The following is a 14,291-nucleotide window of genomic DNA, read 5'->3' on the forward strand; positions in this document are numbered from 1 at the left end:
ATTTTTATGATTGACATTTCACCCCTGGGCTAGTGTGTCAGTTTTACATTCAAATAAGTGTTTTTTAATTGCCCAGGTGTCATACTTCTTGCCATTTCTCTTATTTGTTCATCAACAACATCAATTCTATATCTCCATTGGGAACCAATTGAAGAATTAATGCCCTTATGCCCCATTCCACCAATTTTATCTGGTTTTCCACCTGCAATTTGATCTGGATTATGAAGTGCTGCTTGGGTATTCAGCCATTCTTTAGCTTCTTTTTCTGCTTCATCAAACGATTTTCCGTTAGCCATAAGTTCTGCAAGCTTATCAGAAAATGCTTCTTCTCGAGCGGTTTGTTGAGCAACATTACCTTCTAACGCTCGGCCCTCAGCAATATATCTTTCTCTATTTTTTAGATACTCATCAACCGTTAACTCATTCATTCCTTTTTCTTGGTCTTTTAATTGTCTAGCAAACTCTTCTGAATCATGTTTTACATTTCTATTAAAATTCACTTCAATTTCTTTTATTCTAGGTACATCATCTAAATGCTTTTTTGTATTACCCGTACCCTTAGATTCCTTTATAGCATCCTTCTCCGCCTGTTTTATGGCTATATAATTTTCAGCTTTCTCTGTTAGTTTACCAGACGATTCGCCTCGTTCAAAACCTGCAAATACCTTGTTACCTGTTGTGGTTTGTACGGTTCTTACTTCAACTGGACGGAATACGTTATCAATAAATTTAGCAGTTCCTCGAATGCTCTTTTGTCCTTCTTTTGATGTCACTGTGGCAATAATAGGATGAGTCAGGGCAAATTTCAGTTGGTCTATATGAGCTTTTCCAAGTTGTTTGGCGTGTTCTAATGTTTTGTTAAACGACGTTTCCATTGATTGTTTGACCGATTTTACACTATCCGTAGCTTTCAATGCCTGTTGTTGTGTTTTTGCCACCGTTGTTTTTACGGCTTGCTTTCCCGTTATAGTCAGGTTATCCACTGTGGTTTTAATTGGTTTGACGGCATCATCCATTGTTTTAGAGACTGTTTTCATTACCGTTCCTAGGGCTGGCATGTGCTTTAGTAATGACTTTGCCGCTAGTCCACCGGCACCAGGTACTATCGCAAATGCACCGCGCATCATTCTTTCTTCATCGGACAGTTTTCTGCCTGAAATGAGGTCTTCTCCTTTGACTGCTCCTACCGCGTCGATGGTCGTATAAATAACCCCTGCGGCTAAGCCTGCTGGAGGACAAACTATAGCCAAACCGACTACCACACCTGTTGCAATCAGGTTAAACCAAAATTCTTTTTTCTCTTGTCCCGCTCGGATTCCTTCGTATTCGAATGCGCCGCTGTTTAGTGCGGCTGTACGATAATCTTCTTCCGATGCTGTTTCACTAGGATTTTGAAGTTTCCAAGCCTCGTACTCTTTTTTGAGGTTAGCAGAATATGTTGTATCAACATCGTATAAGTCGTTTAGAGTAATTTTATCTTTTGCACCTGAGAATAAGGAACCTTCCTGGACGTTAATCGTATTGGCTGTTTGATACGCAGTGACATTTAAATCAGTCATCTTTTGAATGTATTCATCGATTGCCTCATAAAAGGGTGTATCTACCTTTTCGTCTATAATTTTACCAATTCCTTTGGCATAATTATAGAGTTTTTTATAGTTTTGACGAATCGGTTTTGCTTCTGGTTGATAGGTTTTAGGATTAAAAGAGATGGCACCATCAACATCTTTTTCAGCAATTTCGCCTTTTGAATCTTCGAATAATTCATCTGCATCTTCATATTTATTGTCATACTTATGGGCTTCATTGACATTTTCTAATGCAGAGGCGATTTTCTTCCATTTTTCATCTTCATACAGAAGCTTCACTCATCCATCAGCCCCAATCCTTTAGCTATCTCCGTTGCTAATGCCTGATCTTCTTCAATCATACTGTTCATAATATCGTTGACTATTGAAAAAGCACGACTATATAAATTGTTTAACTCAAGCATTCGACTATTGGCTTCGTCATATGTCCCCATTATTTTTTTCGCTTTTCCTTGTTGATAAAAGTTAATATCATTTAAGGCTTCAATCGCTGGTTTCATCTTATCTTCAAGCTCAGTTATAATTTTTTGAATGTATTGGATAAATGAAATCATCTCTTCTACATTCATTTTTATTTCTTGAGTCATCGTAAATCCGCCTCCTTATAAGGAAAACGATAGAAATCATAAATTTTCTTTACAAGGAAATATTGACTTAGTTGATAGGTGTTTTCTTGGTTGACATCGATTCCTTGAAGTTTTCCGTTATTTTCAAAGAAAATCCATTGTTCTATAGATGTTGTTTTTTTCTCATAGTCAATCTTAAAACATTCTAGTTGTACAGTTGATTTTTCTTGTTCAAAATATTCTTCGACGTCATTTTGCCTAATGATTTTTTTCAAATAGGTTGTATCTTCCGGTAATGGTTCTCGGTTAAAAAGTGGATATCCTTCCATAATTCTTTTTAAAAAGGCTATATCTTGATGCACATATAATTGAAATTTTCCATCTTCACGCCATTTAATAGTGATCAGATGATTGTTTGTTCCAAAGCCTGTCATGAGATTATCTAATCGGATATAACGATTGCTTATAGCATATTGCTCTAGAAGTTGAATGACCATGCCTCCGTTAGTTGTTAAGTTTCCGTCAACAGTCATAATTTCCTTATCAATAAGACTTTGCTTCGCCTCGTCAAAGCCTTGTGGATGTCTCATCACAAGCAATTGTCGATCGGGGAGTCCAAATAACATTTGACATTTAAATGCTGAAGCTAATAATAGTAATTCTTCAGCTGTATATAATGCTGTCATCCGATTCCCTCCACCTCATTGACTATGTGTTCATTCATAAGTTGATCCATATGCTTCTTTAGATTTTCTAATGCTTTTAAGTTTTTATCTGCAGCGTCACACAGATCAAAATGGTATTGAATAAGAATGTCTAAAAATGCCTGAAATTCATCTTTTGCTTTACCCGACCATTGTGAATTACTTAATGTACTTTTAAATCCTTCTGCACTTGCATGTGCATCCAATAAAGAACGATTTATAATTTTGGCTTGCTCGATTGCTTTATTTAAACTACTTCCGGTGATTTCAACATTTTGAGACATATCATTTCCCCTTTGCAGCTTTTTCTCGTTCTCTGGCTCTTGCCTCTGCTTCTCTACGTCTTTCCTCATCTGCTAGACGTTGATAATATCCAGCCCGTTCGTTGGCAATAGTAATGGCAGTTGTGTAACTAATTTTTTCATTCTTTAAATCGTCCATTAATTGTTCCATTTTTTGATCAACAAGCGTTTGTTTTGTTTTATATAATTCAGCTGGAAATCCAACATCACTCAAATTAGGATGTTCTTGCTTATAAGCATTCGTTGATTTTTCAATGTCATCGATCCTATCCTGCAAGCTTTCTTTGTCGTTTGACAATGCTCGAGATAGCTGACGATAGTTTTTGGCCTTAATTTCATAATTACTTAACCCCCAATTGAAGATGTTCAAATCTTCCCAAGCCATTTAGATCACCTCCACTTGCAACACTGATAAGATTTTCACTTTTTCCGTATGATTACCTTGAATCATATAAGCCTCATATGCATTTAATTCTTTTTCACGATATGGTCTTTGAACTTCTATCACACTTTGATCATTTAAACGTACCATTGAAATAGCTGTATTCAATTTTTTCAATGCTGTTGAAACTTCATCATAACTTCGTGACATTTGGCTCTTCATACCAAAGATGAAATGGATACCATATGGTGCTCCATCTGAAATTACTTTAGCTAGCTGCGTTTGTGAGGTAGAAGACAACTGACTATTAATGGCTTCCATATCAGTAAATAACACAACAATTGGACTCAATTGCTTTGTAAATTCACGTAATGAAGAAATACCATCTTCCTTTTGTTCAACAAAAGATTGTTGTCGAGCATGCATTGCTTCTAACACCTGTTCGATTAAACCTGTTGTATCTTCAATTTGTTGAATATATTGTGCTTTATATGTTTGAAGTGAGCTATACAAAGCAGTTACTTGATCGACGATGAGTAGCTGTGGATTGAACGTTGATCTTTCCATAGAATTTAAAATAGCTTCATATCCCTGCATAAATCTTCTTTCTGTATCAGCTATGACTATTAGATGTTGTTGGATACTAAAATCTAGAGATACTGCTTCTACATTTTCCAGATCAACAGCAAATGGCATTTTATCTTCTGCGTATGCCGTTTTAACTGACGATAATTCTAAGAAAAATTCTTCTGTCACACGTTCTGGTACCATTGGAATAGAAGCAGGTTTTGTACCATTCCAGTTGCGGCTAATTTCTTCAATATTGTTGCGCAGATTTTCAGATAATTGTAAATCATCTTCCCCTTCTGCCGGCATTGCTACTTGCATTAGAACTACTTCATCTAACTTGATCAAGGCGCGACCTGGATTTTCTTCAATTGTTACATCTGATTTTCCCATGATGCTTCTGCTTTCTGATTGATCAATCATGTATAACACAATTTGTGTTTTAATGTTAATAAGAATTGGTGTTCGAATGGCTAGTTGTCTACTTGCTGTCATAACAAGGAAAATACCTAGTCCTACACCATCCCGTGCAATTTTCGTCATTAATTCATCAAATCCATCTTTTAATGAGGATTCATTTGCCGCATCCATTACATCTATGAAAATGACGATATCAGGTAATGGTTTATGTGTTAGTTCTTTATACATAGCAGCTGAAGCGACACCATATTGACTCAATAACTTTTTACGAGTTTTTATCAGTCCATTTATACGTTTCATCCATTTTTGAAGTTTTTGTTCCTCATCTAAACGAATCATATCCGCTACATGCGGAAGTTTGCGTAATGGTAGTAAACCGTTTGTACCAAAATCAAGTAAATAAAAATGTACTTCTTCCGGTGTATAATAATCTGCAATTTGCATAGCAATCGTTTGGAGCATCGTACTTTTCCCATAACCAGGGCTTGCAAAAATTGCTAAATGTCCATCCTTTATAAAATCAATGGTGTACGGTGTTTGCAATTGCTCATGTGGTAAATCCAACATACCAATTTGAGCTATTAAATGATTGTTCTTTCTAGGTTGCGATTTTAGTTCGAATCGATTTATTCGTTCTTTAAGTGGTGGCAACCAAGGTCTTGGAATTGACTGGATTTTTTGAGATACTGCTGTTTCATGAATTTCCTCTATAACCGCTTCAAGTTCTGTTACTTGTTGTTTTGCGGTGACTTTTTGAGAAAGGCCACTTAAGTCTTCGGTTAAAACTTCAAATTGGCCCAACTCATTAATGGTGTAAATGGTAAAGTCTTCAACATCCTCAACTGTTTGATTTCCTTTATAGATTGCTCCACTCCAAGCACTTTGGAAAAGTTCGTACACTTCATTGTTACCTACTTGTAGATAAGCTCGACCGGGTTGTGTAATATCTGCGGCGTCTTTTGTTTTTAGAACTTCATTCGAATCACTTTCATTTTGCACTTTTAATGCCAACTTAAATTTTGAGTTTGACCAGATTTGATCATCTACGACTCCACTAGGTTTTTGCGTTGCAAGGATTAAATGTATACCAAGAGATCGACCAATTCGTGCTGTTGACACAAGCTCTTTCATAAAATCTGGTTGTTCTGCTTTTAACTCAGCAAACTCATCAGAAATAATAAAAAGTTCTGGCATAGGTTCTTGCACTTTATGGTCTTCGTAAAGCTTTTGATATTGATGAATATGATTTATGTCATTTTCTCCAAATATTTGTTGTCTTCTTCTAAGTTCTGCTTTTATAGAAGCTAATGCACGCAAAGATTGTGCTCCATCTAAATTTGTAATGGCCCCCAGTAAATGAGGTAAATCTTTGAATAGATTTGCCATTCCTCCACCCTTGTAGTCGATTAAAAGGAAGCCAATATCATATGGATGGAAGTTTGTAGCTAATGATAGAATATACGATTGAATGATTTCTGATTTTCCTGATCCTGTTGTGCCGGCAACTAAACCATGAGGTCCATGTGCTTTTTCATGCAAGTTTAAATAGACGATATCTTCTTTTCCTCTCAAACCGAGTGGTACAGCAAGACTTTTATATGGTTTATGATTTTGCCATCTCGATGCTATTTTCAATTCTTGCACCGTTGAAACGCCATACATTTCCATATACGTAATACTTTCAGGTATACGGTTTTCGAGATTTTGCAAATGCTCATAGGCAGCTAATCTTCTAGCTAGTTCTTCGAGTAAATCATCAGAAACAACTGATTCCAACTCAAATAATTGCTTTTTCAATTCGCCATTTTGGATAAAGAGTTCCCCTGTTGTTGAATCTTTTATCCGAATAACAGTTGAAATGTGCTCAGGTAAGGATTCCAAAACATCTTGTACATAAATCACAGATACTCCTAAATTTCTGCAATCTTCTTGTAGCAGTTCCATTATGGTATGATCTAAAATAATCGTTTCATCTGTAATTACAAGAACAATTTGCGGTATAAATACATTCAATTCTCTTGCATTTTTCTTTTCTATTTGTAGTTTTCTTTCTTTAAGCATTTGATAAAGTGAATTCATAACTTGTTCTTTTGAACGTTCGTGGTAGACAAATGAGCGAACATTGATAGATTGTAGACTGGCATGTGGTAGCCAACGCATCCATTCCCATAAGGATTTTTCTTGCTCCTTAAAAACCATCACAAATTGAACTTCATGGTAACTATGGAAAAAAGCTAATTGTGCAATCATTTGTTTTAGTTGTTGCAAAACAAGTGGACGTTTTCCTATATAACCCACTGCTCCATTCATCAAATCTGCAATAATTGGAGCATCCTGTATATGGTTATACTGCTGTTCTATCTGTATTGCTTTCTCCATTAAGGGATCCTCTTCTAATGTGAATTCCTCTACATTTAATTTGATAGGATAACTTGCATCAATTGTTCCTTTACCTAAGCGATAAAATAAGAAATCATTATGAAAAGGCGTTTTTTCATACATTCTTGCAGAATGCTTCCGCAACAATTCTACAAGGTTAAGTATCTTTGGATAATGATATCCAAGTGCTTTAAATTGTTCTTCTTGTACTTCATATAATTCTTTTGATTTTTCCAATAGATACGCATTATATTTAACATCACGATTTTCCATATCTTTTTTGTACTTTTTTACATTTCGAATGTATGCCGTGATTGCATAGATAACTGTTACGACTGTCATTGATAGCATCACTATAATGTAGATTCCAGTTGGCCTAAAAATAGAGACCAATAACATTGCAGCCAACATCACTAATGGTGGAACAATAATTCGACCTAATTGTTCACTAGGCTTGGTAGGCCTTGAAGGTGGTGTAGCAATCAATTTATCCTCATCTGGTTGATGGTATCGAACCCTTGGTGAACGATGATACGTATTTTTAAATTCCAATGTTTTGAATGGTATTTCTTGTAATTGTACATGACAACCATCGACTGGACTTGCAACTGTCAATAGATCATTATTGATAGAAAGTATGATATTTTGGATAGAAAGCAAATCTCCATCTTGGAAGCTTCCTTGTAGCATTGATTTGTTATTAACAAATAGATGACCTTCAACAGTAAAATAAGAATATTCATGTTGGTTTACTTTATTGATAATGATTTTTACGGGAGTATTTCCTTTTACAATAATGGTATCTTCCACTTCATTCCCAAGAGTCCAATGTGTAACACCTAAAAGGTCATAACACGTATTCTCTACTTCTAAAAACGTTAATGTTACATTGGCGACAGCTTTTTTTTGGTTTGTATTCAACTGTTCATCATTAACCATTAATTGTTTACCATCCCATAGACAAATTAGATTATTGTCCATAGATGGGATTGTAATCGTAGCTTTTATGTACGAGCTAATCGTAATTTTTTCTTGCTGATTTGGATTAAATTCGTAGCGATGAAAATGATTTTCTTCAACTACTGTTAAGATATAATGCATTTCATCGCCCCCTACTCTTCATTCTTTTTTTCTTGCTTTTTCTTTTGTTCTTTTTGTTTTTTCTCTGCATCAGCTTTTTGTTGTTCTGCTAATTGCTGCTGTTTCTGTTTTTCTTCTAATAACTTTTGAGCTTCTGATTCTGCTGCTTCTTTTGCAGCTCTTTCTTCATCTTCAATTTCTTTTAATTCACTCTCAATTTCTTTTAATTTTGCATTCTTTTTTTCTTGTTCCATTGTTGTATTTTTCTTTAATTGGTTTTCGTAAAGACTCAAACTATATTTTCTTAAATCATTCACATCTAAACTTTGAGCAAGTTTTAAACTTCCACTGAAGTCATTGCGTGCAATTTTTATCCAATAATTTAATATTCGCTCGTCAGATATTGTAGAGATTGAATTAATCGCATTTGCTTTTTGCGTTTCAAATAAACCAGTTGTTTTCACACTTGAAATTGCATATATTTTTTTAATACTCTTTGGTAATTGGTCAAGATCTTGATCCTTTAATAATTCTTTGACATCTAAATAATTTTCATTGATATACGAAGCATTGGCCTCGTTGTATAATTCTTCAATTGGTATTTTAGAACTGAAAGCATATAGGACCAAAGATAAAAGAATAATACAAACAATAGACAATGATAGAGTCGCAATCTTAAATCCTTTAAATTGATTCTTCGCAACCTTTTGAAACTTTTTCACAGACTTCTGATGCTCTTTTTGGTAATATTCCATCAATAATACTTCAAGTTGTTCTATATTTTCAGTATTTTGAACAGCTAATTCAAATGCAGTTGTGTTAGCACGTGCTAATGAACCATTCATTAAGTCTATAAATTGAAACTCATTTGAAAATGTTGAAATTACTAAACATTTATATGCTTTTAAGAAATCATCTTGAGCATTTTTTAGTGGTGGAAGAACATTTTTTATACCGCGATAAACCATAAACGGCATGAGATTAATATCGAACACTAAATTATCAGGATGTAATACAATGGTAGAACGTCCATCGATTAGTTTAAAGAATCGTCCAACATTATGTAGTAGTCTAAGTTGCTCCGCCCGCTCTAACTGATTAATCGAACTAAATGATTTAAAGCCGGCTAAATAATATTGAAATTCTATATTTTCACCATCTATTTTTACATCTGAATGTAAGAAATAGCTTGTGTCCTGATTTAATAGCGTCAGTTCTTGTTCTGTTCTTAAAGAAGTCTCGGCTCGTGGTATAGATAATACTAGCAACTCATCTTGCTTTCTTACTTCGAATTCGATGTCTTCTAGTTTGAGTTTTTTTTCCATTGCAAATTCCCCTTTTAATCTTGTTCTCCATCAATGATTAGTAACTCTCCATTCGAAATGAAACAATCTAATAATTGATCTTCAGGTTGAAGTGTTATCCTTTTTAAAGGAATTTTTATGATACTATTCATATCTATCTCTTCATGTAAATTGTTTTCTAAAGCGATTAATAACTGTTTAACTGTCATTTTCTTTGAGATGGCTATATCGTAAGTCCGTCCTCCTCTTTTAGAAAAATCGATTGTAACTCGTACATGATTATTCATTTGATTCACCTACATTTAGCTTTTTCTGTAAAAAGAATATGCCAAAGCATAACCCTGTAATTATGGTGAAAAGAATTGTGAAAAAGAGCCAGCGATTCATCTGACTCTCCTTCTTTTCTTCTTCCAACTGGATATTACTTACACTTATTTTTTCTTGAAATAATTGATTTGTTGATAATTCAATTTCTTGATTCATGAAATCTTTTTGAAAGAGTGAGTTTAATGTACTGTTCTCTTCTTTCTTTTTGGTTTGTTTAATATAATTTTCTAATTGAGCACTTTCATCAGTAAATAAATCCTCTGTTTCTACTACATTGTTATCAGTTGTATCAACTTTTGTTTTATCTTCATTAATACGATTGATATCAATATTGAGTTGTCCATTATCTTCTTCAGCTAGAACAGTTGTATTTGATAGAATTATCGACCCTGTTAAAATAGAGACACACAACCATTTATGCTTCATAAACAGTCTCTTCTTTCTTTTGTGAAAATCTTATGACAAATAAATTCAAAGCAAAGACTAATATAGTCGCAATTGCCATGAAAGCAATTGTTATAAAACTACCGTTAGCGTTATTTAAAACATTGGAAATACTAACTTCTAAATAATGTAATGGTGACCACCTAGAAAATTGTTGAATAATATGTGAACGTTCAAAGTCAAATCCAAGTGCTTCGGTAAAGAAGATATACATACTGATGATCAGTAAAATCAGGAACATACCTATCATTTTCAATTGACGAAGTAAGTAAGTTGTAAAAAGGACTAATAGCGTCATTAACAAAGTTATAATGACTATCCAAATTACGGGTGAAACAGATATAAATTTATTAACTGTTAAAGATAATGTACCTACTATTAATCCTTCAATTATTGCAACTGCTGTTGTAAAGAGAAGAATAGGTAAATTACTTCGAACCAAGCCTTGCTCTTCGCTATTCTCAAAATCAGTCTTTTTGAATGTGAATTGTTTAAAACTTGACATTACATATGCTGTAAATAAAGCAAGGAATGATGCTATAACGATTAGATAAAAAGTAGTACGCGTATCACGAACATTTTCTACGGAAGATTTTTCCATACTGATTGGATTTGATAAGAAGTCATATAATGCTTCATTTTGCTTATTTCCTATTTTACTGTTTGCTAATACATTTCTGAAATTCATCGCATAATCGTTATCATTTGAAACTTTCTTGATTAAATCATCAGCTAACTTATCTGCTTTAGTTGTAATCATGGAACTACCATTTTTCACTTGTTCTGCAGTTTGATATATATTGTCGAATGAATCATAAACAGAATCTGCTTGTGAATTAGCTATTTCAGCTCGATCAGCAACAGAACTACTTGCTGCCAATAAATCCCCGATGCCATCCTGCAAATCAATACTAACTTGCCCTGATAAATTGTTAATGTCACTCATTTCTGTACCCGAAAGTACAAGATTATTACTTGCTTCTCTCCACTGTTCAGCTGCAGGTAAAAGTAAATCAAGTTCATCATTTTGTTGTTGTGCAGAAATTATTGCTTCATCAATTTGTTGCAGTAATGTTGGAAATCTATCTATTATTTCATTTAACTCTTCATTGTATTTATTTACCTGATCATTAATATTGCCCATATCTTTTGCAAGCTTAGACGTTATATCATCAACCAAAGTTTGTTTAATGATTGAAATGATAAATTCCTTCATCCCTTTATTAGAAAGTGCATAATAAAGAGAATCTGGTTGCTTACTTCCTATTTTTTCAAAAGTACTATTGCTAAGCTGAGCAAATTGATCTGGATTTGTCACATCAATATTAAAATACAAATTAAATAAAGCCTGTAAACGTTGATAGTTCCAAATAGAAACAGCAACTTGATTTGGAATGTCATCTTTTGTTGCAAGTGTTGTTTCAATTTCATGATGAATCGTATCATTTGTTACAGTAATTTCTTTTTGTGAAGAATCCGATGACTTTTCAATTTCATTTGTTTTTATTTTTGCTTTAGCATCTTTTCCTGGAGATTTTGTAGTATTTTGTTTTGAATTTTCTGTTGTTTGAGTCTCCTCTTCGATCGAGTCTTCTTTGTTGTTTACTATTTCTTCTTTTTTATCTACTTCATTTCCGTCTTGTTGAGCTTGGTTTTCTTCAGTGGTTTCCTTAGTCTCTAAATTTTGCTGTTCATCATTTAAAATAACTGAATTTGTTGGGATAGAAACCTTGGTAATCAAATTATTAGAAAGGGCTGTTTCTTCGTAATGCCTACCTAATGTCCAACTCCATTTTACAGGTGCCAAAATGTCTGTACTTGGATCAACTAAAGAAAATGTTGCGGACACCCTAATTTTTCCTTTCGGCAAAGCTGGTAATTCGATTGTTCCAGGTTGTACAGTAAAATCCGTTCCGTTCGGTAATGTCAATACAATATTCTTCGTCACAAAACCAGTTGGAGCATTTATGGAAAATGTTCTATCTCCTGCTTCTTGAGCTGATATTTTGACTTCATCTGTTAAAATCGTACCTTCATACATAAGTTGTTGTTTCATCTGCTGAATGTAATATTGAATTGAAAATTGTCCACTAGTTGAAACCGGGTGATTCATCTCGTTCGCATATTTTTTTGCTGCGGAAATAATTTTTGATAATTGCTCCCTTGTAGTTTGAGATACTTCTACATTACTAAGTTGTTGTTCATCTAAAGATGGTAATTGGTCGATTGTTTGTAATATATTCTTTTCAATATTACTTTTTGGAACTAGTAATAATGTATTAATTTTGGCTTTGTTCTTTGAATTAGACAAAGAATCATTTAAAGAATCTGTAACTAATTCAGAGACTTCTGTTGAAATAGTATTATTTATTTGATTATTTAATGATGTAGTATATTGAGAAATGCTCTCGTTTGTTGTTGTTAAATTTGTTTGAATTTCTGTTGTTAGAAGTGTAGTGTCTTCATCAAGCTTTTTACTTAATAGAAGTTGTTGGTCTTTCATCATTTGTATAGTTTCTTCCGCATTATTCGCATCAACTGCTGTACTATTTTCATCAATAATACTTAAAAGATTATTAAAACTGTCATTTCCTGCTGAAAGATATTCTTGCATCATTTTCATTGTATGATCGACTGAAGTTGCACCTTCTAGACTGCTTTGAGCATCCTTTGAGAAATTGTTCAAATCTTTGTTAAGTCCACTGAAAGTATCTTTGGTATAACTAGTACTGTCATTTACTTTTTTTAGATTACTTGAATAGTCATACAAAGGTTCATAGATGTTGGATGCATAGTTTGCAGCTAATTGATCTTGCTTTTTTACAATATTACTTAGGTTCTTCTGTGCAGATTGTAAATTTCCAATAACACTTGCAAAGAAAACATCAATGACTTTTTGATTGAAAGTGTTTAATAAGTCTCCTGAAATTTTCTGAGCTTGAGCTTTTGTTATTTCATTATCTGATTCATTTAATTTATAAAAAAGATTAATAGGTTCAGGTGATACATCATCTATTGAAAGTGCCTTTTTGGTAAAATCATTTGGAATCGTAATGGCCATATTATACCGTTTATCGGCAATTCCACTATCTGCTTCAGCAGCATCTACTATATGAAATCGATGATTATCATTATTTTCTAAACTTTTTTTAAATTCGTCTCCAAAGTTATATTCTTTTCCATTGTAGTTCACTGACTCATCAAGATTAACGACAGCAACATCCATCTTGAAGTCTGCTTTTTCTGTTTTTTCCTTTGTTGCAGAGTTAAAAGATATGTATGAAATAGTTGCTGCAAGAAGTAATACCAGAGCTATAAAAAGTGGTAACTTATTTTTTTTAGTCATTTCTACACCTCATTTGTTCTTCTTTTATAAAAATAGGACCGTCGTAAATTCAACGGTCCTAAAGTTACTCTAAGTATATTAGAAGGTTTACTAGTTTCTAGAGTTTCAAGGTGTTGACTGTGAACCTTCGTTGAATAAACTAAATGACTTATTGTAACCCAAAGTTTCTAGAAAGCTCAAGATCATGTTGTTCAACAGCATTTGCAGTAGTTTGAAGTTGTCCCTGGATTTCTTCTAATAATTTTGAAAATTGTTGTACTTTTGGTCTTAATTGTTCAAATTGAACATCAAATTGTTCAAATGCTTTACCTTCCCATTCTGATCGAAATTTATCTTGTAAATTAGATAAATCTGTTAATATTGCTTCAATTTGCGCACTACTTGTACCATATCTTTTCGCATCATTTCTAAGTTGTTCTGGTGTCATACGAATTTGTCCTGCCATGATTACCATCTCCTCTACATTTTAAAAGTTATTTTTAATACATTGGAACTTTCTTACGAACAAAGTTTATGTGAAATGAACTATAAAGGTCAATTCTTGATATTTTGGTATAATAATAATCTCGAATATGAGATAATTTCTGTTATTTGTAAAAATCTAGTTATATTAAGCATATACACATAAAAATTATAATGATTCTAATAATTGCCCAAAAGTACCTTTTTTGGAAACAGGGAGATTTATTAAAGAAATTTTCTTACAAAAATAGCATTTCAAAAGTCATGTTTTAAAGGATTATATTTTCCTTTGTCTTTTTTCACAAAATTCAACAGGACCATTTTAATTATTTTCCTTGAAGTTTTTACCTACTATTAGACTATTTTTTACAAATCACATTTAAAATACCGAGAGTATAAAATATTTTGTGTAAATAGAA

At 33.2% G+C, this 14,291-nt stretch carries 11 protein-coding genes; all 11 read right to left on the reverse strand.

Annotated elements, in window-relative coordinates:
- Positions 1–29: 29 nt before the first annotated feature.
- Positions 30–1,868: a polymorphic toxin type 15 domain-containing protein gene (locus CW357_RS16770; protein ID WP_124218641.1), complete on the reverse strand. Its 1,839-nt coding sequence runs from the start codon at positions 1,866–1,868 to the stop codon at positions 30–32.
- Positions 1,865–2,176 (reverse strand): hypothetical protein, encoded by a 312-nt coding sequence (locus CW357_RS16775; RefSeq protein ID WP_119417119.1) that lies wholly within the window; start codon positions 2,174–2,176, stop codon positions 1,865–1,867. Before CW357_RS16775 ends, CW357_RS16770 begins: the two co-directional genes overlap by 4 nt.
- Entirely contained in the window at positions 2,173–2,841 is a 669-nt protein-coding gene (locus tag CW357_RS16780) for a DUF5081 family protein (protein WP_119417120.1), read from the reverse strand. Before CW357_RS16780 ends, CW357_RS16775 begins: the two co-directional genes overlap by 4 nt.
- Positions 2,838–3,143, reverse strand: coding sequence for a WXG100 family type VII secretion target (locus CW357_RS16785; RefSeq protein WP_158582413.1), 306 nt, complete (start codon positions 3,141–3,143; stop codon positions 2,838–2,840). Before CW357_RS16785 ends, CW357_RS16780 begins: the two co-directional genes overlap by 4 nt.
- A 1-nt stretch (position 3,144) precedes the next feature.
- On the reverse strand, positions 3,145–3,546 hold the full coding sequence (locus tag CW357_RS16790) for a hypothetical protein (protein ID WP_119417122.1): 402 nt from the start codon (positions 3,544–3,546) through the stop codon (positions 3,145–3,147).
- The gene (gene essC, locus CW357_RS16795) at positions 3,547–8,010 is read right to left on the reverse strand and encodes a type VII secretion protein EssC (protein ID WP_124218642.1); all 4,464 of its coding nucleotides are present in this window, start codon (positions 8,008–8,010) and stop codon (positions 3,547–3,549) included.
- 11 nt (positions 8,011–8,021) lie between these two features.
- A complete protein-coding gene (gene essB / locus CW357_RS16800) occupies positions 8,022–9,314 on the reverse strand; it encodes a type VII secretion protein EssB (protein WP_124218643.1) in 1,293 nt (430 codons plus the stop codon).
- Between the two features lie 14 nt (positions 9,315–9,328).
- Positions 9,329–9,580 carry an EsaB/YukD family protein gene (locus CW357_RS16805; RefSeq protein ID WP_119417125.1) on the reverse strand — a complete coding sequence of 84 codons (252 nt, stop codon included), beginning with the start codon at positions 9,578–9,580 and terminating at the stop codon, positions 9,329–9,331.
- Positions 9,573–10,046 (reverse strand): type VII secretion protein EssA, encoded by a 474-nt coding sequence (gene essA, locus CW357_RS16810; protein ID WP_124218644.1) that lies wholly within the window; start codon positions 10,044–10,046, stop codon positions 9,573–9,575. The genes CW357_RS16805 and essA overlap by 8 nt, the downstream gene beginning before the upstream one ends.
- Positions 10,036–13,410 (reverse strand): type VII secretion protein EsaA, encoded by a 3,375-nt coding sequence (gene esaA / locus CW357_RS16815; RefSeq protein ID WP_124218645.1) that lies wholly within the window; start codon positions 13,408–13,410, stop codon positions 10,036–10,038. Before esaA ends, essA begins: the two co-directional genes overlap by 11 nt.
- Positions 13,411–13,558: 148 nt before the next feature.
- A complete protein-coding gene (locus CW357_RS16820; protein ID WP_119417128.1) occupies positions 13,559–13,855 on the reverse strand; it encodes a WXG100 family type VII secretion target in 297 nt (98 codons plus the stop codon).
- Positions 13,856–14,291: the final 436 nt, after the last annotated feature.

The organism is Rummeliibacillus sp. TYF005, from assembly GCF_003844195.1.
In the GTDB taxonomy this organism is placed as follows: Bacteria; Bacillota; Bacilli; order Bacillales_A; family Planococcaceae; genus Rummeliibacillus.

What these genes read in the sequence shown, in the direction of transcription:
- CW357_RS16775 (WP_119417119.1), bottom strand. Translation starts at nt 2,176, where the DNA reads ATGACTCAAGAAATAAAAATGAATGTAGAAGAGATGATTTCATTTATC.
- CW357_RS16780 (WP_119417120.1), bottom strand. Translation starts at nt 2,841, where the DNA reads ATGACAGCATTATATACAGCTGAAGAATTACTATTATTAGCTTCAGCA.
- CW357_RS16785 (WP_158582413.1), bottom strand. Translation starts at nt 3,143, where the DNA reads ATGTCTCAAAATGTTGAAATCACCGGAAGTAGTTTAAATAAAGCAATC.
- CW357_RS16790 (WP_119417122.1), bottom strand. Translation starts at nt 3,546, where the DNA reads ATGGCTTGGGAAGATTTGAACATCTTCAATTGGGGGTTAAGTAATTAT.
- essC (WP_124218642.1), bottom strand. Translation starts at nt 8,010, where the DNA reads ATGCATTATATCTTAACAGTAGTTGAAGAAAATCATTTTCATCGCTAC.
- essB (WP_124218643.1), bottom strand. Translation starts at nt 9,314, where the DNA reads ATGGAAAAAAAACTCAAACTAGAAGACATCGAATTCGAAGTAAGAAAG.
- CW357_RS16805 (WP_119417125.1), bottom strand. Translation starts at nt 9,580, where the DNA reads ATGAATAATCATGTACGAGTTACAATCGATTTTTCTAAAAGAGGAGGA.
- essA (WP_124218644.1), bottom strand. Translation starts at nt 10,046, where the DNA reads ATGAAGCATAAATGGTTGTGTGTCTCTATTTTAACAGGGTCGATAATT.
- esaA (WP_124218645.1), bottom strand. Translation starts at nt 13,410, where the DNA reads ATGACTAAAAAAAATAAGTTACCACTTTTTATAGCTCTGGTATTACTT.
- CW357_RS16820 (WP_119417128.1), bottom strand. Translation starts at nt 13,855, where the DNA reads ATGGCAGGACAAATTCGTATGACACCAGAACAACTTAGAAATGATGCG.